19 protein-coding genes and 1 pseudogene are annotated in these 22,966 nt (G+C 54.5%); 8 read left to right on the top strand and 12 right to left on the bottom strand.

Annotated features, from left to right (window positions below):
* Positions 1–105: 105 nt before the first annotated feature.
* Genes PGR23_RS05235 through narI form a run of 4 tightly spaced genes read left to right on the top strand, consistent with a single transcriptional unit; the run spans position 106 to position 6,759 of the window.
* Positions 106–3,846, top strand: a complete 3,741-nt coding sequence (locus PGR23_RS05235) for a nitrate reductase subunit alpha (RefSeq protein ID WP_396279659.1) — start codon at positions 106–108, stop codon at positions 3,844–3,846.
* On the top strand, positions 3,843–5,387 hold the full coding sequence (narH, locus tag PGR23_RS05230) for a nitrate reductase subunit beta (RefSeq protein WP_396279658.1): 1,545 nt from the start codon (positions 3,843–3,845) through the stop codon (positions 5,385–5,387). Before PGR23_RS05235 ends, narH begins: the two co-directional genes overlap by 4 nt.
* Positions 5,387–6,082, top strand: coding sequence for a nitrate reductase molybdenum cofactor assembly chaperone (gene narW / locus PGR23_RS05225; protein ID WP_063415996.1), 696 nt, complete (start codon positions 5,387–5,389; stop codon positions 6,080–6,082). The genes narH and narW overlap by 1 nt, the downstream gene beginning before the upstream one ends.
* Positions 6,079–6,759 carry a respiratory nitrate reductase subunit gamma gene (narI, locus tag PGR23_RS05220; RefSeq protein ID WP_045394095.1) on the top strand — a complete coding sequence of 227 codons (681 nt, stop codon included), beginning with the start codon at positions 6,079–6,081 and terminating at the stop codon, positions 6,757–6,759. Before narW ends, narI begins: the two co-directional genes overlap by 4 nt.
* A gap of 348 nt (positions 6,760–7,107) precedes the next feature.
* On the opposite strand, the gene nhoA is transcribed toward narI, so the two are convergent.
* Positions 7,108–7,953: an N-hydroxyarylamine O-acetyltransferase gene (gene nhoA, locus PGR23_RS05215; protein WP_396279657.1), complete on the bottom strand. Its 846-nt coding sequence runs from the start codon at positions 7,951–7,953 to the stop codon at positions 7,108–7,110.
* 173 nt (positions 7,954–8,126) lie between these two features.
* On the opposite strand from nhoA, the gene PGR23_RS05210 reads away from it, so the two are divergent.
* A complete protein-coding gene (locus PGR23_RS05210; RefSeq protein WP_045394090.1) occupies positions 8,127–8,711 on the top strand; it encodes a flavin reductase family protein in 585 nt (194 codons plus the stop codon).
* 6 nt (positions 8,712–8,717) lie between these two features.
* Here PGR23_RS05210 and PGR23_RS05205 read toward each other — a convergent pair whose 3' ends face one another.
* Entirely contained in the window at positions 8,718–9,548 is an 831-nt protein-coding gene (locus tag PGR23_RS05205) for a helix-turn-helix domain-containing protein (RefSeq protein WP_045394088.1), read from the bottom strand.
* 204 nt (positions 9,549–9,752) lie between these two features.
* Between PGR23_RS05205 and PGR23_RS05200 the strand changes: the two genes are divergently transcribed.
* Genes PGR23_RS05200 through PGR23_RS05190 form a run of 3 tightly spaced genes read left to right on the top strand, consistent with a single transcriptional unit; the run spans position 9,753 to position 14,382 of the window.
* Positions 9,753–11,324 carry a family 78 glycoside hydrolase catalytic domain gene (locus PGR23_RS05200; RefSeq protein ID WP_047048691.1) on the top strand — a complete coding sequence of 524 codons (1,572 nt, stop codon included), beginning with the start codon at positions 9,753–9,755 and terminating at the stop codon, positions 11,322–11,324.
* A gap of 26 nt (positions 11,325–11,350) precedes the next feature.
* On the top strand, positions 11,351–12,733 hold the full coding sequence (locus tag PGR23_RS05195) for an MFS transporter (protein WP_045394085.1): 1,383 nt from the start codon (positions 11,351–11,353) through the stop codon (positions 12,731–12,733).
* A 44-nt stretch (positions 12,734–12,777) separates the two neighbouring features.
* Entirely contained in the window at positions 12,778–14,382 is a 1,605-nt protein-coding gene (locus PGR23_RS05190; RefSeq protein WP_396279656.1) for a carbohydrate porin, read from the top strand.
* A 51-nt stretch (positions 14,383–14,433) separates the two neighbouring features.
* Here the strand turns inward: PGR23_RS05190 and PGR23_RS05185 are convergent, their stop codons facing one another.
* The 10 genes and pseudogenes from PGR23_RS05185 to PGR23_RS05140 all read right to left on the bottom strand — a co-directional run bounded on the left by PGR23_RS05185 (position 14,434) and on the right by PGR23_RS05140 (position 22,962).
* Positions 14,434–15,033 (bottom strand): helix-turn-helix transcriptional regulator, encoded by a 600-nt coding sequence (locus PGR23_RS05185; RefSeq protein WP_045394080.1) that lies wholly within the window; start codon positions 15,031–15,033, stop codon positions 14,434–14,436.
* Between the two features lie 62 nt (positions 15,034–15,095).
* Positions 15,096–15,530, bottom strand: coding sequence for a winged helix-turn-helix domain-containing protein (locus PGR23_RS05180; RefSeq protein WP_045394078.1), 435 nt, complete (start codon positions 15,528–15,530; stop codon positions 15,096–15,098).
* Positions 15,531–15,875: 345 nt separating this feature from the next.
* Positions 15,876–16,103, bottom strand: coding sequence for a tautomerase PptA (gene pptA / locus PGR23_RS05175; protein ID WP_047048700.1), 228 nt, complete (start codon positions 16,101–16,103; stop codon positions 15,876–15,878).
* Positions 16,104–16,171: 68 nt separating this feature from the next.
* Positions 16,172–16,789 (bottom strand): glutathione S-transferase family protein, encoded by a 618-nt coding sequence (locus PGR23_RS05170; protein WP_063416002.1) that lies wholly within the window; start codon positions 16,787–16,789, stop codon positions 16,172–16,174.
* Between the two features lie 35 nt (positions 16,790–16,824).
* Positions 16,825–17,523, bottom strand: coding sequence for a YoaK family protein (locus PGR23_RS05165; RefSeq protein WP_045394070.1), 699 nt, complete (start codon positions 17,521–17,523; stop codon positions 16,825–16,827).
* Between the two features lie 74 nt (positions 17,524–17,597).
* Positions 17,598–18,467: a transporter substrate-binding domain-containing protein gene (locus PGR23_RS05160; protein ID WP_396280099.1), complete on the bottom strand. Its 870-nt coding sequence runs from the start codon at positions 18,465–18,467 to the stop codon at positions 17,598–17,600.
* A gap of 20 nt (positions 18,468–18,487) precedes the next feature.
* A complete protein-coding gene (locus PGR23_RS05155; protein ID WP_045394065.1) occupies positions 18,488–19,264 on the bottom strand; it encodes an amino acid ABC transporter ATP-binding protein in 777 nt (258 codons plus the stop codon).
* Entirely contained in the window at positions 19,248–20,168 is a 921-nt protein-coding gene (locus PGR23_RS05150) for an amino acid ABC transporter permease (protein ID WP_315710632.1), read from the bottom strand. Before PGR23_RS05150 ends, PGR23_RS05155 begins: the two co-directional genes overlap by 17 nt.
* Positions 20,169–20,177: 9 nt before the next feature.
* Entirely contained in the window at positions 20,178–20,687 is a 510-nt protein-coding gene (locus PGR23_RS05145; RefSeq protein WP_045394059.1) for a GNAT family N-acetyltransferase, read from the bottom strand.
* Positions 20,688–20,698: 11 nt separating this feature from the next.
* Positions 20,699–22,962 (bottom strand): annotated as a pseudogene (locus PGR23_RS05140) (NtaA/DmoA family FMN-dependent monooxygenase).
* Between the last annotated feature and the right edge of the window lie 4 nt (positions 22,963–22,966).

The following is a 22,966-nucleotide window of genomic DNA, read 5'->3' as shown; positions in this document are numbered from 1 at the left end:
ATTTATCTGCCGGATGGCGGCTTACGCCTTATCCGGCCTACGAGTTCGTTCGCTCATCCGGCCGGGTGGCACGATGCCGGACATCATCGGAGCAGGAGAAATGTCATGAGTAAATTACTGGATCGCTTTCGCTACTTTAAGCAGAAACGCGAGACCTTTGCCAACGGCCACGGTCAGGTCTACGACAACAACCGTGACTGGGAAGATAGCTACCGGCAACGCTGGCAATTCGACAAAATTGTCCGCTCCACGCACGGTGTGAACTGTACCGGCTCCTGTAGCTGGAAAATTTATGTCAAAAACGGCCTGGTCACCTGGGAAACCCAGCAAACCGATTATCCGCGCACCCGACCGGACCTGCCAAACCACGAACCGCGCGGCTGCCCGCGCGGCGCCAGCTACTCCTGGTATCTCTACAGCGCCAACCGCCTGAAGTACCCGCTGGCGCGTAAACGGCTGATTGAGCTGTGGCGCGAAGCCCTGACACAGCATCCCGACCCGGTACAGGCCTGGGATAGCATCATGCAGGACCCGCTGAAAAACCGCAGCTACAAAGAAATTCGCGGTAAAGGCGGCTTTGTACGCTCCAGTTGGAAAGAGTTAAATCAACTGATCGCCGCGGCCAACGTCTGGACCATTAAAAACTACGGTCCGGATCGCGTCGCGGGCTTTTCGCCGATCCCGGCGATGTCGATGGTCTCCTACGCCGCGGGCACCCGTTATTTATCGCTGCTCGGCGGCACCTGTCTGAGCTTCTATGACTGGTATTGCGATCTGCCGCCCGCCTCGCCGATGACCTGGGGCGAACAGACCGACGTGCCGGAATCCGCCGACTGGTACAACTCCAGCTACATTATTGCCTGGGGTTCAAACGTCCCGCAGACCCGAACCCCGGACGCCCACTTCTTCACCGAAGTGCGCTACAAGGGCACCAAAACCATCGCCATTACTCCGGATTATTCGGAAGTCGCCAAGCTCTGCGACCAGTGGCTGGCGCCGAAGCAAGGTACCGACAGCGCGCTGGCGATGGCGATGGGCCACGTGATCCTCAAAACTTTCCACCTCGATAATCCGAGCGATTACTTTCTCAACTACTGCCGTACCTATACCGATATGCCAATGTTGGTGATGCTCGACCGTCGTGACGACGGCAGCTATGCGCCGGGCCGTATGCTACGCGCCGCTGACCTGCTTAACGGACTGGGAGAAAGTAATAACCCGGAATGGAAAACCGTCGCCTTTAACGCCGACGGCGAACTGGTCGCGCCGAACGGATCCATCGGCTTCCGTTGGGGCGAGAAAGGCAAATGGAATCTCGAACAGCGGGCTAACGGCCGTGACGTCGACTTAAAACTGTCGCTGCTGGATATGCACGATAGCGTGGTGTCGGTCGGCTTCCCCTACTTCGGCGGCAATGAAAACCCGCATTTTCGCAGCGTGAAGCAGGAGCCGGTAACGCTTCATCAACTGCCAGCGAAACAGCTGCCGTTAGCCAGTGGAGAAAACGCTCTGGTAGTGAGCGTGTATGACCTGGTGCTGGCGAACTACGGTCTGGATCGCGGCCTTGACGATGCCAATGCCGCGCGTGACTTTGCGGATGTGAAAGCCTATACCCCGGCGTGGGCCGAACAGATCACCGGCGTGCCGCGTCACCATATCGAGCAAATCGCCCGCGAGTTCGCCGATACGGCGCATAAAACCCATGGCCGTTCGATGATTATCCTTGGCGCCGGTGTGAACCACTGGTACCACATGGATATGAACTACCGCGGGATGATCAACATGCTGGTATTCTGCGGCTGCGTCGGTCAGAGCGGCGGCGGCTGGTCGCACTATGTCGGCCAGGAGAAACTGCGCCCGCAGACCGGCTGGCTGCCGCTGGCGTTTGCGCTGGACTGGACTCGTCCGCCGCGGCAGATGAACAGTACCTCTTATTTCTACAACCATGCCAGCCAGTGGCGCTACGAAAAACTAACCGCTCAGGAGCTGCTCTCACCGCTGACCGACGCCAGCAAATTCAGCGGCCATATGATCGACTTCAACGTTCGCGCCGAGCGCATGGGCTGGCTGCCCTCCGCGCCGCAGCTTAACGTTAACCCGCTGAGCATCAAGCAGCAGGCCGACGCCGCCGGGCTGTCCCCCGCAGAGTTCACCGTCCAGTCGTTAAAAGCAGGCGATATTCGCTTTGCCGCCGAGCAGCCGGATAGCGGCAACAACCACCCGCGCAACCTGTTTATCTGGCGTTCGAACCTGCTGGGATCGTCCGGTAAGGGCCATGAGTACATGCTCAAGTACCTGCTCGGTACCGATAACGGTATTCAGGGCGAGGAGTTTGGCTCCACCGCTGACGTGAAGCCGGAGGAAGTCGAGTGGCAGACCGCGGCGATTGAGGGCAAACTCGATCTACTGGTGACCCTCGATTTCCGCATGTCCAGTACCTGCCTGTTCTCAGATATCGTCCTGCCGACCGCCACCTGGTACGAAAAAGACGATATGAACACCTCCGACATGCACCCGTTTATCCACCCGCTTTCCGCCGCCGTCGACCCGGCCTGGGAGGCGAAAAGCGACTGGGAAATCTACAAGGACATTGCGAAAAGTTTCTCTGAAGTATGCGTCGGCCACCTTGATAAAGAGACCGATGTGGTACTGGTGCCGCTGCAGCATGACTCTCCGGCGGAGCTGTCACAGCCGTTTGATGTCCTCGACTGGCGCAAGGGCGAATGCGATCTCATTCCAGGCAAAACCGCGCCGTCAATTGCGCTGGTTGAACGTGACTACCCGGCCACCTGGGAGCGCTTCACCTCGCTGGGGCCGTTACTCGATAAGCTCGGCAACGGCGGTAAAGGCATTTCGTGGAATACGCAAAACGAAGTCGACTTCCTCGGTAAACTCAACTACGTCAAACCCGACGGTCCGGCCAAAGGCCGCCCGCGCATCGACAGCGCGATCGACGCCAGTGAAGTCATCTTGAGCCTGGCGCCGGAAACCAATGGCCAGGTGGCGGTGAAAGCCTGGCAAGCGCTGGGAGAATTTACCGGCCGCGACCACACCCATCTGGCGCTGAATAAAGAGGATGAGAAAATCCGCTTCCGCGATATTCAGGCGCAGCCGCGCAAAATCATCTCCAGCCCAACGTGGTCCGGCCTGGAAAGCGAACATGTCTCTTATAATGCCGGTTATACCAACGTTCACGAACTGATCCCGTGGCGCACCCTCTCCGGGCGGCAACAGCTCTATCAGGATCATCCCTGGATGCGCGCCTTCGGCGAAAGTCTGGTGGCCTATCGCCCACCAATCGATACGCGCAGCGTCAGCCAGATGAAGGACGTGCCGCCAAACGGCTTCCCGGAAAAAGCGCTCAACTTCCTGACCCCGCATCAGAAATGGGGTATCCACTCGACCTATAGCGAAAACCTGCTGATGCTGACGTTGTCGCGCGGCGGACCCATCGTCTGGCTAAGCGAAACCGACGCAAAAGAACTGGGGATTGAAGATAACGACTGGATTGAAGCCTTCAACGCCAACGGCGCCCTCACCGCGCGTGCGGTGGTGAGCCAGCGCGTGCCGCCGGGCATGACCATGATGTATCACGCCCAGGAACGCATTATGAATATTCCCGGTTCGGAGGTGACCGGTCGTCGCGGCGGCATCCACAACTCCGTCACCCGCGTCTGTCCAAAACCCACGCATATGATTGGCGGTTACGCCCAACTGGCTTACGGCTTTAACTACTACGGCACCGTCGGTTCCAACCGCGACGAGTTCATTATGATCCGCAAAATGAAAAACATTGACTGGCTGGATGGCGAAGGTCGCGACCAGGTACAGGAGGCGAAGAAATGAAAATACGTTCACAAGTCGGAATGGTGCTGAATCTGGATAAATGCATCGGCTGCCATACCTGCTCCGTCACCTGTAAAAATGTCTGGAGCAGCCGCGAAGGGATGGAATATGCGTGGTTCAACAACGTGGAAACCAAGCCCGGTATCGGTTACCCCAAAAACTGGGAAGATCAGGACGAGTGGCAAGGCGGCTGGATCCGCGGTATCAGCGGCAAGCTCACTCCCCGTCTGGGCAACCGCGTCAGCGTGTTGTCGAAGATTTTCGCCAACCCGGTGCTGCCGCAGATTGACGATTATTACGAACCCTTTACCTACGATTATCAGCACCTGCACAACGCGCCGGAAGGCAAATACTTGCCTACCGCCCGTCCGCGTTCGCTGATTAGCGGCGAACGAATGGATAAAATCACCTGGGGGCCAAACTGGGAGGAACTGCTCGGCGGCGAGTTTGAAAAACGCGCCAAAGACCGCAACTTCGAAGCGATGCAAAAAGAGATGTACGGCCAGTTTGAAAACACCTTCATGATGTATCTGCCGCGTCTTTGCGAACATTGCCTTAATCCGAGCTGCGTGGCGACCTGCCCAAGCGGCGCTATCTACAAGCGCGAAGAAGACGGCATCGTGCTGATCGACCAGGATAAATGCCGCGGCTGGCGGATGTGCATCAGCGGTTGTCCGTACAAAAAAATCTACTTTAACTGGAAGAGCGGCAAATCGGAAAAATGCATCTTCTGCTATCCGCGTATTGAGTCCGGGCAACCGACGGTGTGCTCCGAAACCTGCGTCGGCCGCATCCGCTATCTTGGCGTACTGCTGTACGACGCGGACCGCATCGAAGAAGCGGCCAGCACTGAACATGAAACCGACCTCTACGAGCGCCAGTGCGAGGTGTTCCTCAACCCCAACGATCCGGCGGTTATCGAAGAGGCGTTGAAACAGGGTATTCCGCATAACGTGATTGAAGCGGCGCAGAAATCGCCGGTGTATAAACTGGCGATGGACTGGAAGCTGGCGCTGCCGCTGCACCCGGAATACCGCACCTTACCGATGGTCTGGTACGTCCCGCCGCTGTCGCCGATTCAGTCCGTCGCCGACGCCGGCGGCCTGCCGAGCAACGGCAACATTCTGCCGGCGGTCGAAAGCCTGCGTATACCGGTACAGTATCTGGCGAACCTGCTGAGCGCCGGCGATACCGGCCCGGTCCTGCGCGCGTTAAAACGCATGATGGCGATGCGCCATTACAAACGTTCGCAAACCGTTGAAGGCGTGACCGATACCCGTGCGATTGAAGAAGTGGGCCTCAGCGTCGAGCAGGTGGAAGAGATGTATCGCTACCTGGCGATCGCCAATTACGAAGACCGCTTCGTGATCCCCACCAGCCACCGCGAACTGGCGGAAGACGCCTTCCCTGAACGCAACGGCTGCGGTTTTACCTTCGGCGATGGTTGCCATGGTTCTGATACTAAATTCAACCTGTTCAACAGTCGTCGCATCGACGCGATTGATGTGGGAGACGTTCGTCGACATGGGGAGGGAGAGTAATGCGGCTTCTCAAAGTCATCGCTTTACTGCTGGAGTATCCCGACGACGCACTGTGGGATAACCGCGAGGAGGCGCTGGCGCTGGTCAGTGCCGATGCGCCCGCCCTGACGCCGTTTGTTACGCGATTACTGGCGGCGCCGCTGCTCGACCGTCAGGCCGAATGGTGTGAGGTGTTTGAGCGCGGTCGCGCCACCTCGCTGCTGCTGTTTGAACACGTTCACGCCGAATCGCGCGACCGCGGCCAGGCGATGGTCGATCTGATGAACCAGTATGAACAGGCGGGTCTGCAGATCGATTGTCGCGAACTCCCGGACCACCTGCCTTTATATCTTGAGTATCTCAGCACTCTCCCGTTGGCCGATGCCCGTGAAGGACTGCAGAACGTCGCGCCCATTCTGGCATTGCTCGGTGGACGCTTAAAGCAGCGCGAATGCGATTACTATCAACTCTTTGACGCCCTTCTCACGCTGGCGGATAGCCCACTCAATAGTGACAGTGTCACCAGGCAGGTAGCGAGTGAGAAGCGTGACGACACGTGCCAGGCGCTGGATGCGGTGTGGGAAGAAGAACAGGTGAAGTTTATTGAAGATAATGCAACCGCTTGCGATAGCTCGCCAATGCAAGCTTATCAACGACGCTTTAGCCAGGATGTGGCGCCGCAGTACGTCGACATCCGCGCCGGAGGCCCGAAATGATACAGTACTTAAACGTCTTCTTTTACGATATTTACCCTTATCTCTGCGGCACCGTGTTCCTGGTGGGCAGTTGGCTGCGCTATGACTACGGTCAGTATACCTGGCGCGCGTCATCCAGCCAGATGCTCGATAAACGGGGCATGGTGCTGTGGTCGAACTTATTTCATATCGGCATCCTCGGCATCTTCTTCGGCCACTTCTTCGGGATGCTGACGCCGCACTGGGTCTATTCATGGTTCCTGCCGATGTCGCAGAAACAGGTGATGGCGATGGTGCTGGGCGGCGTCTGCGGCGTGCTGACCCTGGTCGGCGGCATAGGCCTGCTGGTGCGTCGTCTGACCAACCCGCGCATTCGCGCCACCTCCACCACTGCGGATATCCTGATCCTGTGCATTCTGCTGATTCAGTGCGCGCTGGGGCTGACGACTATTCCGTTCTCCGCCCAGCATCCGGACGGCAGCGAAATGCTGAAACTGGTAGATTGGGCGCAGGCGGTAGTCACCTTCCACGGCGGCGCATCGGCGCATCTGGATGGCGTCGCGTGGGTGTACCGCGTCCATCTGGTGCTGGGGATGACTATCTTCCTTATTTTCCCGTTCACCCGGCTGGTTCACGTCTGGAGCGCGCCGATAGAGTATTTCACCCGCCGCTACCAGGTGGTGCGTTCCCGGCGCTGAAAGCCAGCGGCTTTTATCATTCATCCCTACCGGTAGCCCGGACGAGGCGCCTACGCCGACTCCGGGTATTTATCAGCCCTGGCTCCAGCCTTTATGCCGGATGGCGGCTACGCCTTATCCGGCCTACAACGACTGCCCCGGCCTTCCGGGAACGTCTCAGCGATTTTGAGGCCACCAACATCGGCAGTTTCAGTCAGCATTGATGCGGTTGTAGCGGTGTAGCCCGGACGAGGCGCTTGCGCCGACTCCGGGTATGTATCGACCCTGGCTCCAGCCTTTACGCCGGATGGCGGCTACGCCTTATCCGGCCTACGGCGACCATGCGCTTTCCTCGTCCCGTTATAAACGTTACTTCCCGGCTTCCGGATGGGTATCGAACGCCGCCATTACCGCTGCCAGCGCGGCTTCGCTGAACCCGTGTTTTGGGTCGTCCACACCTAATCCGAACCGGGTTTGCAGCGCTTCATACAGCGCCGACACGTCCGCAAGATCCACCTTCTCCACCACGTGGTTGTTCTCCCAGTGGGTAAAATGGAAATTGGTGAGCGTCATTTTCCCGCCGTCAGGCAGATGACGGCACATCAGCAGATGGTGACGAAAGTGGGACTGCGGCCAGTGCGCCGACCAGAAGTTACCCATCACATAATCAGAAGCATACTGTCGACCCAGATCGAAATGGTACATCGACTGCCAGTGCTCATGATGATTAAACTGCAACGTCCACTCATCGCCTTCATGCACCAGGCGAAAAATCCCATGCGGCGTATGCTGCGGAATATCCGCCAGCAGCTTAATCGGCGCGGTCAGCGTCTGGCCGCCGAAACCGACGTCGGCGATCCAGCGTTCGCCCTCCACTTCCACCAGCAATAAGCGATGGGTACGCGGCGGCATTTGTGGCGGATTAGCCAACACCACGCGCCCCAGCAGGCTGCGAACCGAGAAACCAATCTCACTTAGCGCCCGCTGCAACAGCCCGTTCTGCTCAAAGCAGTAACCGCCGCGGCGGGCGGTGATTAACTTCTCCTCGAGCGCCCGATCGTCAAGGTGGATTTCACGCGGCAGTAAAACGTCCAGATTCTCAAACGGGATCGCGCTATTGTGATGGCTATGCAACTCCCGCAGGGTGTCAATGGAAACATCGGGGGTTCCCGTCCAGGCCAGACGAGTAAAATACGCGCTTAAAAATGGGGTCATCAACGCCTCCAGCTTTTGGTGTCCGACATTTATAGCGTATTTTTTCCCCGCGACGGCGTATTTTGTGCGATCGCGCCAGATGATTTCTGATTTAGGTCGCGGTTGACGTATTGATTACCTTTGTATTGTGAATAAACTACTTACAGGCATTCGCCACTCACCAAGGAACGCTTATGAGCCGTTTTCGCCACGTCGAACTTCAGTACGCCAGTCGCCTGCTCAACCACGGCCCGACCATTATGATCACCAGTTATGACGCGCAGTCAGGGCGGCGCAACGTGATGTCCGCCGCCTGGTCGATGCCAGTTGAATTTGCCCCGCCTCGCGTGGCTATTGTGGTGGATAAAAGCACCTGGACGCGTGATCTCATTGAGCGTAACGGCGCCTTTGGTATCGTGGTGCCAGGCGTGGCCGCCGCCAGTTGGGTCTATGCGGTAGGCAGCGTAAGCGGGCGCGATGAAGATAAGTTCAATGCTTACGGTATCCCGACGGTGCAGGGTCCCGAACTGGGGTTACCGTTAATTGAAGAGAAATGCCTGGCGTGGATGGAATGCCGTCTGCTACCCGCCACCGCGGCACAAGAACAATACGATACGCTGTTTGGCGAAGTGGTTGCCGCCGCGGCCGATGAACGCGTTTTCGTCAGCGGCCGCTGGCAGTTTGACGATGATAAACTCAATACCATTCACCATCTCGGTACCGGTAATTTTGTCGCCAGCGGACGTCACGTGCAGGCCAATACGCCAGAAAACAAATAAGGTTTCCTACGACGCCTGGTGTTGGCGGCGGCGGTCATCGCTGGGAGTCAGGCCAAAGACCTTTTTATACAGCGTCGTGAAGTGATTGCTATTGGCGAAACCGCATAAAAAGGCGATTTCTGTGATCGTCATTTCCGTTTCCCGCAGTTTTACTCGTGCGGATACCAGGCGCAGGCGTTTGACATAATTATCGGGCGTTAATCCAGTCGCCTCTTTAATATGACGAAAAGCAGTGCGCGACGTCAGGTGAAATTGTTCAGCAAGTTGCGGCCAGTTATGTTCCTCAAAGCAATGTTCCTGTAACCAGGTGAGCAGCTTATGGAGTTTGTATTTAGTGGTGCTATATTCGACTTCACTTTCCGCTCGTTGAATAAGCGTAATTAGCTGAAAAAAGGTGGCCTCACGCAGGGCGTTATTCTTAGTTTGTTGGTATTCGGCACTACATATTTTTTCAATCAATAGCTTACACTGTTGCCGGGTCTCCTGCGATAACCAACCGTAGCGCGAGGAGTCGGTGGCCGCAAAGTTTTGCAATAACGGTGCAAGTTCGCGTAAATAGATAAAATCAACCTGCGGATTAATTAATAGATTAATTAACTTCAGCGTCCCAAGCTCATCATAATAATGCGTATCGCCAGGAGAAACATAAAAAACATCCCCTTGTTGAATATACAAAGGCCGGCCATTAATAACGTGGAGGCCATGCCCTTGTTCAACTATCACTAACTCCGCGAATTCATGACCATGTTCGCGGTTATTATCCTCTGGATCGCTGGCGTAAATAGCCAGTTTAGCGAGTGGATTGCTGAAATAAGAATCAATAGTCAACGTCATCATCACTTAATATCCAATACGGCAAGGCAGCTGATAGCACGATAATGCATTTCCCAAACCACTATCGGTAAGATTTATCAAATTGTGATCGTCACCCGCCCCATCCCACTGCCATTGCCAACATGGCCATCGCGTTGGCATTGCCAGAGTGGTTGCCACTCACATCGTCATTTTATGCTGCGAGTCCCCTAACTTTGAGGACGCAGTATGTCACAAGCCATGCAATACAACGCCCAAGTTGCGATGATCCGCCATCCGCAGTTTTTACGCACCGCGGAGTCGCTTAAACCCGCACTGCACAGCGAATACCGCGAACCGCAGGCCATTATTGACGCTCATGCCGATGCCAGCGCACCCTTCGGCTGGCAGGCAGTGGAGCTTTGCACCCCACAGCAATTTTACCAGCGTGAATTCACCAGTGGCGACAGCGTCATCGTGGACTTCGGTAATCACTTTGTTGGCTATGTTGAGCTGGCATGTCTAAGCGTCGGCAGTCCTCCCGATGCCCCGGCGCACCTTCATTTTACCTTCGGCGAGACGCTGAGCGAGGTTTGTGAATCATTTGATGATTACCGGGGCTGGCTCAGCAGCAGCTGGTTGCAACAGCAGGATTTGTGGATTGATGAACTTCCTGGAGAAATCAGACTCCCGCGACGCTATTGCTTTCGTTATCTCAAAGTGGAGGTCAAGGCGGTTTCCAGAAAATTTAATCTGTGTTTCACCCGACTGCGCATCCATGCCGTCAGTTCAGCCCACAGTATCTGCCCCCCATCAACTACCCAAGACCCACGTTTACAGCTTATCGACCAGACAGCCGTACTGACGCTGAAGAATTGTATGCAAGACGTATTCGAAGATGGGCCCAAGCGCGACCGTCGTCTGTGGCTTGGCGATCTCCGCCTGCAGGCGCTGGTTAACGATGTCACGTTCGCGAATCACTCGCTGGTTCGCCGTTGTTTGTATCTTTTTGCTGGCCATACCCGGCAAGACGGTATGGTTTCCGCCAATATTTTCGTTCAGCCGCAAGTCATAGCCGACGACACCTTTTTGTTTGATTATTCGCTGTTTTTTGTTGATACGCTGTTCAACTATCTACGCAGTTCCGGCGACGTAGCCACCGCGCAAGAGCTCTGGCCCACCGCCAGACGGCAAATCGAGTTGGCGCTTGAACGTTGCGATAAACAGCATTTGGTTCGCGATAGCGACGACTGGTGGGTATTTATCGACTGGCAAGAGACGCTAAACAAGCAAACTTCGGCCCAGGGCGTCTTAATTTACTGCCTGCAGCGCGCCGTATTGCTCGCCGGACAATTTCAGCCCGAGTTAGTAGCGGGTTATCAGATGCATCTGCAGCAGCTAAAGTCGGCTGCGCTGTCCTGCTTGTGGGACGAAGCGCAAGGATTTTTCATTAGCGGCGCGCAACGTCAAGTCTCCTGGGCATCACAAATCTGGATGGTGCTAGCCGAAGTCGGCAATAGTGCGCAACGAGAAACGCTCATGCGTCATCTGCTTTCCTCCCCGCCGTCGGTGGCCATCAACACGCCCTATCTGCGTCACCATTTTGTTGCTGCTCTGCTGCAATGTGGGCTACGCGCGGAAGCTATTAACGAAATCAAAGCCTACTGGGGCGCGATGATAGATTACGGCGCGGATACGTTCTGGGAGGTTTTTGATCCTGACAACCCTGAGTTTTCACCTTACGGCAGCAAGCTGATTAACAGCTATTGTCACGCGTGGAGCTGTACCCCGGCCTGGTTTATCCGCCAATATAATCTTTAATAACAATTAAATACGAGCATATCATTATGGCAAACAATATATTCACTCTTTGGCGGCAACGCCTGGGCTACGGCATAGCAGATCTCTCCTGCAATTTGGTGTGGCAGCTTATCTCTCTGTACCTGATGTTCTTCTACACCGATGTAATGAACTTACCCGCCTGGTACGTCGGCGTGATGTTTCTGGTGACACGTCTGGTGGATGGCGTGGCCGATGTACTGATGGGACTGGTAATAGACAATACCGCAACCCGTTGGGGCCGCTGTCGTCCCTATTTGCTGATTGGCGCCGTACCGTTCGGCCTGCTATGTATCCTCGCGTTTTACGTCCCCGAATTCTCCACTACCGGAAAATTGATTTACGCCTTTATTACCTATCTGTGTCTGTCGTTTCTTTACACACTGGTCAATATTCCGTTTTGCGCGATGCTGCCGTTTCTGACAAACGATTCCCAGGAGCGCACTACGCTCTCGGCAGTACGAATCTTACTTGGCTCGTTGGGGGCGACCATTGTCGCCGTCACCACGCTGCCGCTTGTCAGCACTCTCGGTCAGGGCGATCAGGCTCGTGGGTTTTTCTATACCGCGGTGATGTTCGGCGTGATTGCCACTTTTTTTCTACTGGTCAGTTTCCGCAACGTCAAAGAAACAATCACCATCACTCAAGAAAAAATGACTCTGAAACGCGCCTGGTTCAGCCTACGCGCCAACCGTCCATGGTGGGTTTTCGCGATTAACATTTTCCTGATGTGGGGCGCCTTTTTCTTCCAGACAGGCGCGTTGGTTTACTTCTTCCACTACTACGTCGGCAATAGCAGTCTGACGGCAATCGTCGCCGGTATTTCGACATTTGTGCCTCTGCTGGGGACATTGACCGTCCCACTGCTGGCCAGTCGGCTAAAAAAACGCCATGTCTACCTGATTGCCAGTGCTATCAATCTCATTGGAATGATCGTAATGATGGCGGCAGGGGTAAATAGTTGGGGTTTGGTTACTGGTGCGGTGATCCTTTCGCTCGGTGCCGGACAACGCACGGCTATTTACTTCTCAATGCAGGCGGATCCGGTGGATTATGGCGTCTGGAAAACCGGAGTGAATACCGCTGGGATCCTGACCTCAATCAATGGTTTTCTTGGCAAAGTGGCCATGGCTGGCGCTGGCGCGATTACGGGCGCCCTGCTCACTTCAGGCGGCTATATCGCCAACCAGGCGCAAAGTGAAACGGCGATGCTGGCGATAAAGTCCTGCTATCTCTACATTCCGGCGCTACTGATCTTTGCCTCGATGTTGTGGATGGGTCGTTTTTATCGGCTTGACGATCATTACGAGCAAATCCGCGCAGACCTCGATGCCGGGCGCTATGCCACGTCCGACATTCATTCAACTGACGGAGAACGTCAGGCGATTTAAGTTCGCCCCCTCTTTTATTACCTCTGAAACTGACAAGGATAAGTATGCGTCTCTCTTTGATTTGCGCAGCAGTTTGCTGCGCCCTTTTTTCGGCCTCCGACGCGTTGGCCGCGCCGCTCACTATCGAGCAGCGGCTGGCCCAACTTGAGGCCAGACTGAAACATGCGGAACACCAGGCAGCCGAAGCAAACCGCCGTGCGCAGCAGGCCGAACAGCGAACCTCCGTCGCGGAACAACGCGCCAGCAATGCCGAAAAACAGATACAAACCCTAAGTAAGCGCACCGATGCCGGCGAACAAAAACAGCAGAAGCTCAGTCGTCAATTGGCCAAATCCACCGACGATAACGGTTTTGAATTTAATGCCTACGCCCGTTCCGGAATGCTGGTGAACAGCCACGGTAAAGGCGCGCACGGCGGACCCGGTATTTCACCGGCCAGTTCGCTTAACGGCGACGCCCACGTGGGTCGTCTTGGCAATGAGAAAGATAACTATGTTGAACTGAGCTTTGGCAAAAAAATGACCTTTAGCGACGGTTCATGGGCACATTTCAAAACAATGCTTGCCGATGGCGTCACCAACCCGGATCCGTGGGTGCAGGATAATACTAGCCACCACCTTAACGTACGCCAACTGTATGTCGAGATGGGTAGCTTCGCTGATTTTAGCGGTCCATTTAACCAGGCGTCGATTTGGGCCGGAAAACGCTTTGATCGGGATAACTTCGATATTCACTTTACCGATAGCGATATTATGTTCCTCGGCGGTACCGGCGGCGGAATCAATGATGTGCGTTGGAGTCAACAGCTTCGGGGCGATTATTCAGTCTACGCCCGCAACTTTGGCGATTTAGGTAGCGATAACTATGAAGATAACGATATTCAGAATCTGATGTTTACCGCCAATCATTTCTGGCGAAACTGGCAGTTAATGACCACGGTAATGACCGCGCAGGGTAATGACACGCTAAAAGACAACACCTCAACGACCGGCAGTTATGCGCTACGTAGCGACAACACTGCCAAAAATGGCTATTACGCGATGTTGGCTTATCACGACAAACAGCAGTTCTACGGCCTTGCGCCTGGCATCTCAGAAAGCGCCCTGCAGTACGGTGGCGGTTTAGGCGCAGAAGCTCGCCAGCCGGGCAGCGACGGCGATCTTACCGGGAATGCTAAATCCCTGCGTTTTGCTTCTTACGGCATTTTGCCGCTAGGGAAAAACTGGCAATTGGCGCCATCGGTCATCGCGCAACACAGCGAAAACCGTTATCGTGACGGCGACCGCTACGACTGGGCTACTTTTAACCTGCGTCTTTCCCAAGGGATCACCCGCAACTTTGCCCTGCTATATGAAGCCTCCTGGCAATATATGGATTTGAATCCTAATGGCCGAACCTATCGCTATAACGACAATGTTTATCAGTATCAGGCCGTCAGCGGCGATTTTTACAAGCTTACCTTCGCACCAACGTTTAAAGTCGGCGACATTTTCGATATTAAAGCTCGCCCGGAGATCCGCTTCTTCGCAACATGGATGAACTGGGACAAAGCTCTGGATCACTACGCCATTAACGATGATTTTGGCAGTTCCGGTTTTACCGCCGGCGGCAACTGGAATTTTGGCGTACAGACAGAAATCTGGTTTTAAATAGGGTACAAAATGACGGCAACCCTGCCGTCATTCCCGGATGACCATCTTTTACAATAAGTGATAAGACAGCGGGCTTATCATAAAACGATGAAGATGACTGCCGCCTTTAAGGTTGAAGTTAGCTTTAATCTTGTCTAAATGCGCATAAATGGTTTTTACCCGCAGACCTAACACTCTGGCAACGACGTTCACCGACATGCCGGCTACGACATGATCGATAATCATCATCTCTCTTTCACTGAGCGGGGCTCCCCCCTTTGCCTTTATTAGACTAAAGTCCGGCTGACCGCCATGGTCATATAACTGCCGATGCTTAATGTCCAACAACAACTTTTGAATATTGGCTGTCGATTCGCGACTACTCACCCACAATATATTCCCCCGATAAATCAACCGTCCAGGGCGACTACTTCTGGACGTGCTTACTCCCAAAATAATGCCCTTAAACAATTGAGATAACGCATAGAGATGCTTGTAATCTTGATAGCCATGTAGCGGCAAAATAATAAGATCCGCTTGCTGTATAGAATGGTTAGTGTAAGCCAATTCAACGTAAGCGGGCTCATGACACTCAGAAGATATCTGTTGTAGACAATATTCTACACCCAGTCGAAACCAGATATCCTTGCTATTAATTATAACCTTCAATTTTATAACCCTGGCATAAGAACGACAGGCGCACCTTGAATATAGAAAATCCTACTCGGCTGTTAACTTACGTCGGATATTCCACGTAACTGTATGATAGCGCCATCATTCTGGCAGAACGGTTTATCACTTTTCACAGAATAAACAGTTGTAACGTAGTGACTGTTGATATAATAACCCTGAGTCTTGACGCGTAATATAATTTCTTGCTCAATGCCGACATCCTTAAGGAGTCGACGTAAATTTTGCATCACTTGCCATAAACGTTGCGATGAAGGCCTTAAATCATTTTTCTCCCAGACATGCACCATCAACTCTTCATCACTAACAATTCTTTCAAGGCCATGTTCAAATAAATATTCAATTAGACAGGCCATCGTTTTTCGTAGACGGATGTTTTTTCTATTACCACTTACAGTAGCTATTTCCCGGTACTTCAAGAAGTAAAAAAAATCATCCTCTAATTGGTAACCAAGTAACGCACTACCTATTATCATTCATCTCTCCATGATAAAAATCATCATTTCAAAGGCAGGTTACATGGCAAATGAGCAATCGCCTAAACAATTTTGATATGCATAATAATCAAAACATAAAACTACATTTAAATACATACAAAGCGTAAATGACCTTATAACTTAATATTATCAGTTATTTATGTTGATTAGGATTATTCTTAAATGGCCATTTCCTTTACAAAAGGTAAATTAATGAAAGGTATGGAAATCAAAAAAAAGCCACTTTTATTGATCTAAATCAATAAAGCGGCATATCTTTCGCTCAAGTAAAATTGACCTTGGTCGATAGTAGTCTAATTGGCGCGATGAAAAGCGGCCCGTCCTTTACATTCGGTAGCCCGGTTTCTTAATCAAAGAATCCATCTGCGGCGCGATCTCATCATCCCACACCCGCTGCCAGTCGCTCTGCTGTACCTGATTAAGGGCAACGCTAACTGAACTGTCTTTGGTGCTGAGATGACGGATCAGAACCTCAGTGATTTCCGCAGCCAGCGCGCTTTTTTGCTCTTCGCTCAGTTCACGGGGAAAACATTTGATATCGACATGTGGCATAGCAGGCTCCTTATTATTGGGATTTTAAAACTATCACAGATTCCCTAACTCAAATCACGATTTGTGCCTTAGAGAAGATTATTGTCACGCAGTACCTGCTGCAGCTCCGCACGGCGATAAACCGCCTGAGCCACAGCGGCAAACTTTGGCGTATGCGCGGCAAACCACTCGCGCCGGGGCCCCCAGCTGTACATCGCGGCAATATAGCAATCCAACAGCGTGATATTCCCGCCTAATGCGTAAGGCCCGGCAGCCAGCTGCTGTTCCAGCCAGAGATAGAGTGATTTGCGGTATTGCTGACAGCTCTCACGCAGTTCGTCAGGCGCTGAGGCTGTCCAGCGTTCGGGATAGTCGGCATAGGTGAAGGTCGGATAAACGTTAGCCACCAGCCAGATCAGCAAACGTTGAAACTGCTGGCGCTGTGGCGTACCGGCTGGCGGCGCCAGATCCGGGCGCTCGTCGAGGATCATCAGCGCGATCGCCGCTGTTTCCGTCATCACGCTGCCATCCGCCAGTTGCAGGGTAGGCACCTGACACAGCGGGTTGATCGCCAGTAGTTTCTCTCGCTGCGCGCCTGGCTGGTCAAAGCCATCGACATTGATAAATTGATAAGGGATGTTGGCCAAGGTCAACATCATCTCGCTTATTGCCGAGCCCCACCCCGGCACACCATACAATTTCATGATCGTCAGTTCCCAGGCAGAAAACTTTTAGCGTAGCACTAATTCCGCGCGGCGCTGAATTCGCGCCAGGCGACGATGGCTACCAGTGCCACCGGAATAAGCACCGAGTAGAAACCCGTCAGGATGTAGCCCAGCGCCCCAAGCCCTGCTCCCAGCAGAAAACCGAGCACCGAAGCCCCCGATTTTTTGATTTTTTCTCTATTCTCGCGGTTGGGCGCCTGGCACCAGTTAACCACATCGATGGTTAACTGCGTGACGTTACCGGTCATCATCGTACTCGGGCTGGTGGTGGGTAATAATAATCGGGTGGTGGCGTTCCTCACCCCCATCGCCATCACGCCGGCCATGCCGGTGATTAACGCGGTCGCGCTATCCGCGCCGACAAAGGGCTGCCACAGCAGCCCCAACAGGCCGAAAAGGAGTAACAGCAGAATCTCAACGACGAACAAGCTGCCAAGAAAGCGTGGCGTAATGGTTTTTCGACTTTTGATAACCAGCGTGACGATCGCCACCGCCAGCATAAAAACAGGAATGGCGAGCAGTTTCGATAAAATACCTTCGCTGTTGGTGGCCAGGGCTGCCCCGGCCACTACCAGGTTTCCCGTGACGTGGGCGGTAAACAGGCCAAACAAGGTGATGAAGCTGATAGTGTCGATAGCGCCGCCGGAAGCGGCGAGCAACGCGGGCTCACGATGGTGCTGCCAGCGTTGCTCCAGTAAGAGTTGGTTTTCGGCCACAGAGATTAATCCATTAATAAGACACACGATGTAGCCATGAGTATAGCAATCCCTGGCTATTAATAATCACAGCATCAATATGTTATCCCCGGCGGATTGACCTCCGATTGCCTGACTACCTCCCCCTGTTCCCCCCAGCGCGCGAGAACCTGCTGATACTCGCCACGCGCGATCGCGCCATTCAGCGCCGCCTGCAGCGCGTATACCAGCCCATTGCCTTTTTTAGTGGTGGTCGCCACCCAGGCTTTTTTGGGACCGAGCCCGACAACTTTGGTTTTTCCGTTTAATGCAGCCTTATAAGAGGCCACCGACTGCGGACCAAAAAAGACATCCGCCCTTCCCGACTGAATATAAAGATTGCCGGAGGCATCGTCGGTAAGATAAACCGGTAACGCCGGTTGCCGTCCCGCGGCTTCGTTTTCCGCATTCCATCCCAGCAGGATCCGCTCCTGGTTGGTACCAGAACCGACAATGACTTTACGTCCTGAGAGATCCTGCGCATTTGAGATCCGCGTAATGTCACTGGTTGATTTCACCGAGAAGGCCAGCGAGTCTACGCGGTAGGTGGCGAAATCGAACTTCTCTTTGCGCTTCTCGGTCACCGCGATGTTAATCAACGCCACATCGTAACGCCCTGACGCGATCCCCAAAGGCCAGTCCTCCCAGGCCGTTGGCACCAGCTTCAGTTTCAGACCAAGGCTACCCGCCAGTATACGGGCGATGTCCGGGTCGCTGCCGATACGCGTGCGGTTGTCGCTGGCCAGCAGCGCCAGCGGCGGTGAATTTAATGCCGAAATCGCCACCGTCAGCACACCGGGCTCCACAAAACGATAGTCCGGAGGAATTTTGCTAATCGCGTTATCATCTCGCGTCACCGGCAATGGCTGTTCATTGGAGCGCAAATCGAGTTCGGCGCGCGCCTCGCCGATGCTCAGGAACAGCATGAGGGCTGCAGCTAATTTCCTCATGCCAGCACCCGTGATAAAAATTGCCGGGTACGCTGGTGTTGCGGATGATTTAACACTTCATCGCTGCTGCCCTGTTCAACGATTTTGCCATCGACCATAAACACCACCTGGTCGGCAACCTCGCGGGCAAAGCCGATTTCGTGTGTTACCACCACAAGCGTCGTCCCGGAGCGGGCAAGTTTCTTGATAACATCAAGCACTTCGCCAACCAGTTCCGGATCCAGCGCGGAAGTGGGTTCATCAAACAAGATCACGCGCGGATTGAGCGCCAGAGCGCGGGCGATGGCAATGCGCTGCTGCTGGCCGCCGGAAAGATGCCGCGACCAGGCATCGGCTTTGTTGCGCAAACCGACAATGTCCAACAATTCGTAAGCACGAGCGATGGCCTCCTTTCGACTGGCCCGTTTGTGGGCAATCGGCGCTTCAATTAAATTCTCCAGCACCGTCAGATGCGGAAACAAATTGAAGTTCTGAAATACGTATCCCACGTTGACCCGCTGGCGAAGGATCTCTTTTTCTTTCAGCTCGTACAGCTTGTCGCCTTTACGGCGATAGCCGATATAGTCGCCATCAATCTGGATAAACCCTTCATCGACCCGTTCAAGATGGTTAATTGTGCGCAGCAATGTCGATTTTCCCGAACCGGACGGCCCGAGGATCACCGTCACCGTTCCCGGCGCTATCTCCAGCGAAACATCATCCAGCGCTTTATGACGGCCAAAGTATTTACTGACCCCGGTTATCGAAATATGACCATTACGAGAGTTGAGCATGGACGGCCTCCTGCGGCTGACGAACCGGTTGGGTCAGGCGATTATTACGCACGCTGTTCACCGCCGAGCGGCGTTCGCTGCGCGCCAGCGCGCGTTCGACCAGGTACTGAATTGCGGAGAGCACGCTGGTAATCACCAGGTACCACGCGGCGCCCACCATCAGCAGCGGGATCACTTCCTGGGTGCGGTTATAAATCATCTGAATGGTGTAGAACAATTCCGGCATCGCCAGTACGTAAACCATCGCCGTCCCTTTTGCCAGGCTGATGATTTCATTGAACCCTGCCGGCAGAATGGTGCGCAGCGCTTGCGGCAAGATGATCCGCAGCGTGCGTCGCCAGGCGGGGAGTCCCAGCGCGGCGGCGGCCTCATACTGCCCGTGATCCACGCCCAAAAAGCCTCCGCGGATAATTTCGGCGGTATAGGCGCTCTGCACCAGCGTCAGGCCAACTACTGCCGTGGAGAACTGCCCCAGTACATTGATAGTCTGATAGCTCGCCCAGGTTACGCCGGTGAAAGGGATCCCCAGCGATAAGCTGTCGTACAGATAAGAGAAGTTATACAGAATGATCAACACCACGATTAGCGGCAGCGAACGGAACAGCCAGATATACCCCCATGCCAGGCTGCTGAGCAGCCATGACGACGACAAGCGGGCCAGCGCCAACAGGCCGCCGAAGATAACGCTTAAAAGGGTGCCAAGTAGCGTGAGCAGCAGCGTTTGCCCCAACCCCTCGAGGATCACCGGGTCGAAGAACCAGTGGGCGAATACCCCCCACTCCCAGCGCGGATTGAACGCGACCGACTGCACGACGACCGCCAGCACCAGCAGCGCCAATACCGCCCCGGCGACGCGCAGCGGGTAGCGCGCCGGAACCACTTTGATCGTTTCAGATGATTGCATAATGCCTCCTTAAGCGCTGTGGCTGAGGGCGCTAACCGCCAGCGCTTTACTGAACCGCAACCGGCCATCATAGGGCGGCCGGCTGTACTCTTCCGGGTCGCGAGCGAGGTCAAACTGCGCCTCATACCCCTGGCTTAAATAGAGCTTTACCGCTTCCGGCTGACGAAAACCGGTGGTGAGAAAAATATGGCTATAACCTGCCAGCACCGCCCGACGCTCCAGTTCTTGTACAACCCTGGCGGCCAGCCCCTGTTGACGCAGCCGACGATGCGTCCAGATCCGCTTAATTTCCGCGGTGTGCGTGTCTTTCGGCTTGTAGGCGCCGGTGGCGATGATTTCGCCGTCACGCTCCAGCACAATAAACAGCCCCTGCGGCGGCAGATACCATTCGGTTAACTCTACTTCCGCATCACGAGAAAAATAGTCGCCGTAACGAGCGGCGTACTCGGCAAACAGGCCGCTAATAATCGGCTGTAATTCCGGCGCGTCCGGAGAAATATCACGAAATGCTTCGCTCATAGCGCCCCCTGTTAATCGCCCAGCCCGGCGGGGTTGATTTCCGATTGTGGAATACTCTCCACTCCCTCGCCCCAGCGGTTGAGCACTTTGGCATAGTCACCGCTGGCGATAGCGCCGTTGAGCGCCGCCTGTACGGCATTAACCAGCCCGCTGCCTTTCTTCAGCGTCACCGCGATATGCGCCGCCTTCGGCCACCCGCCGTCCACGCTGCCCACCAGCTTGGTTTTGCCAGTAAGGGCCGCTTTCCAGGCGCCTATGACATTAGGGCCGAAGAATGCGTCGGCGCGGCCCGTTTGCAAAGCCAGCGTCTGCGCGGCGTCGTCTTTGGTATAGACCGGTATAAACGGTTTAAGCCCGCGCTTAACGTTTTCCGCATTCCATGCGAGTAAGATTGCCTCCTGATTGGTGCCGGAGCCGACGATAATCTTCAGCCCGGCAATATCTTCCGCTTTGTCGATCTTGTTCAGTGGGCTGGTGCTTTTAACGTAAAAACCCAGCGAATCTTTACGATAAGTGGCGAAATCGAACTTCTCTTTGCGCTCTTTGGTGACGGTAATATTGCTGATCGCGGCATCATATTTGCCGGAGGCGACGCCGAGCGGCCAGTCTTCCCACGAGGTCGGAACAACGTTGACTTCGAGGCCGAGGCTGTCAGCCACCAGACGCGCAATATCCGCCTCGCTGCCGAGCAACGTTTTGTTATCATCCGAAAACACCGTCAGCGGCGGCGAGTTCAGCGCCGCAACCGCGACGGTAAATTTCCCCGGTACCGCCAGGTGCAGATCTTTCGGCAACAGCGCAATTGCCTGCGGATTTTTTGCCGTATGAATCGGAGTTTTATTGGCCTCCAGGCTAACCCCGGTGCCGTTGATATTGACGTCCTGCGCCCACGACGGGGCGCTAATTGCCAACGCGAAGGCCAGCAATAGCGTTGATTTCTGCATAGCGCGGTTCTCTTTTATTATTTTTCGAATTGGTTAATGGGCAGATCCAGCCCCAGGCTTTCCCGCAGCGTGGTGCCTGGATAGTCGCGGCGGAACAATCCGCGCGCCTGCAGCAATGGCACCACTTCATCAACGAAACGCGGGAAGGTTTCCGGCGTGCCGCCCTGAATAATGAATCCATCGGCGGCGCGTTGTTCAAACCACAGCTGCAGGCCGTCGGCGACATCGCTGGCCGTGCCGGAGAAGCGCGGGCGCGGGCTGGCGGCCTCCAGCGCCACCTGGCGCAGGGTTAATCCCCGTTCACGGGCATTGCGTTTAATCTCATCGGTGGTGCTGCGGAAACTGTTTTGCCCAAGGTCGCCAATATCCGGGAAGGGTTCATCCAGCGGATATTGCGCAAAGTCGTGATGCTCGAAATAGCGCCCCAGGTAATTCAACGCGTCGTCGATCGAGACCAGCGCCGCCGTGGTCTGGTATTGACGCTCCGCATCCTCCGCGTCGTCACCGACGATTACGCTGACGCCCTGGAAAATATGCAGTTGATCCGCACTGCGCTGATAGGCTGCCAGTTGGCTTTTGACATCCTGATAAAACGCCTGCGCCTCGGCTAATGACTCCTGGTGGGTAAAAATGGCATCAGCGTGGCGAGCGGCTAATTTTTTGCCGTCATCTGAGGCGCCTGCCTGGAATATAATGGGCCGTCCCTGTGGCGTGCGGGCAATATTCAAAGGACCAGAGACTTTAAAGAAATCGCCATGATGATTAAGCGTATGCAGTTTATTTTTATCAAAAAACTGGCCGCTCTCTTTATTACGCACAAAAGCGCCGTCTTCCCAGGAATCCCACAATCCTTTAACCACATCAAGATATTCGTCGGCGATACGATAGCGCAGCGCATGATCGGGATGCTGGGCGCGGGAGAAGTTTTTCGCCGAGCCTTCCAGCGGCGACGTCACCACGTTCCAGCCGGCGCGCCCGTGGCTTAAATGATCAAGACTGGCGAACTGTCGCGCGGTCGTGAACGGTTCGCTATAGGAGGTGGAGAGCGTACCGACCAGCCCCAGACGATCGGTCACCGCCGCCAGCGTTGATAATACCGTTAACGGCTCAAAACGATTTAAAAAGTGCGGGATGGATTTATCGTTAATATATAACCCGTCGGCGACAAAAATAAAATCGAGTTTCCCCTGCTCGGCTTTTTGCGCCGTTTCTTTCACAAATTCAAAATTAATACTGGCATCCGCCAACGCCGCCGGATGACGCCAGGCGGACATATTTCCTGAGGCGCCATGTAAAATCGTCCCCAGACGTAATTGCCGTTTTTCAGACATAGTG

The sequence above is a fragment of the Klebsiella sp. 141162 genome, from assembly GCF_050600755.1.
Taxonomy (GTDB): Bacteria; Pseudomonadota; Gammaproteobacteria; order Enterobacterales; family Enterobacteriaceae; genus Klebsiella; species Klebsiella aerogenes.
This window is presented reverse-complemented; position numbering and strand designations above follow the sequence as displayed.

Bases quoted from the DNA above. Each gene is read 5' to 3' on its own strand.
- PGR23_RS05190 (WP_396279656.1), top strand. From the start codon at position 12,778: ATGCGTCTCTCTTTGATTTGCGCAGCAGTTTGCTGCGCCCTTTTTTCG.
- pptA (WP_047048700.1), bottom strand. From the start codon at position 16,103: ATGCCACATGTCGATATCAAATGTTTTCCCCGTGAACTGAGCGAAGAG.
- PGR23_RS05205 (WP_045394088.1), bottom strand. From the start codon at position 9,548: ATGATGACGTTGACTATTGATTCTTATTTCAGCAATCCACTCGCTAAA.
- PGR23_RS05155 (WP_045394065.1), bottom strand. From the start codon at position 19,264: ATGCTCAACTCTCGTAATGGTCATATTTCGATAACCGGGGTCAGTAAA.
- narW (WP_063415996.1), top strand. From the start codon at position 5,387: ATGCGGCTTCTCAAAGTCATCGCTTTACTGCTGGAGTATCCCGACGAC.
- PGR23_RS05145 (WP_045394059.1), bottom strand. From the start codon at position 20,687: ATGAGCGAAGCATTTCGTGATATTTCTCCGGACGCGCCGGAATTACAG.
- PGR23_RS05150 (WP_315710632.1), bottom strand. From the start codon at position 20,168: ATGCAATCATCTGAAACGATCAAAGTGGTTCCGGCGCGCTACCCGCTG.
- PGR23_RS05195 (WP_045394085.1), top strand. From the start codon at position 11,351: ATGGCAAACAATATATTCACTCTTTGGCGGCAACGCCTGGGCTACGGC.
- PGR23_RS05200 (WP_047048691.1), top strand. From the start codon at position 9,753: ATGTCACAAGCCATGCAATACAACGCCCAAGTTGCGATGATCCGCCAT.
- PGR23_RS05180 (WP_045394078.1), bottom strand. From the start codon at position 15,530: ATGATAATAGGTAGTGCGTTACTTGGTTACCAATTAGAGGATGATTTT.
- nhoA (WP_396279657.1), bottom strand. From the start codon at position 7,953: ATGACCCCATTTTTAAGCGCGTATTTTACTCGTCTGGCCTGGACGGGA.
- narI (WP_045394095.1), top strand. From the start codon at position 6,079: ATGATACAGTACTTAAACGTCTTCTTTTACGATATTTACCCTTATCTC.
- PGR23_RS05235 (WP_396279659.1), top strand. From the start codon at position 106: ATGAGTAAATTACTGGATCGCTTTCGCTACTTTAAGCAGAAACGCGAG.
- PGR23_RS05160 (WP_396280099.1), bottom strand. From the start codon at position 18,467: ATGCTGTTCCTGAGCATCGGCGAGGCGCGCGCCGAACTCGATTTGCGC.
- PGR23_RS05210 (WP_045394090.1), top strand. From the start codon at position 8,127: ATGAGCCGTTTTCGCCACGTCGAACTTCAGTACGCCAGTCGCCTGCTC.
- narH (WP_396279658.1), top strand. From the start codon at position 3,843: ATGAAAATACGTTCACAAGTCGGAATGGTGCTGAATCTGGATAAATGC.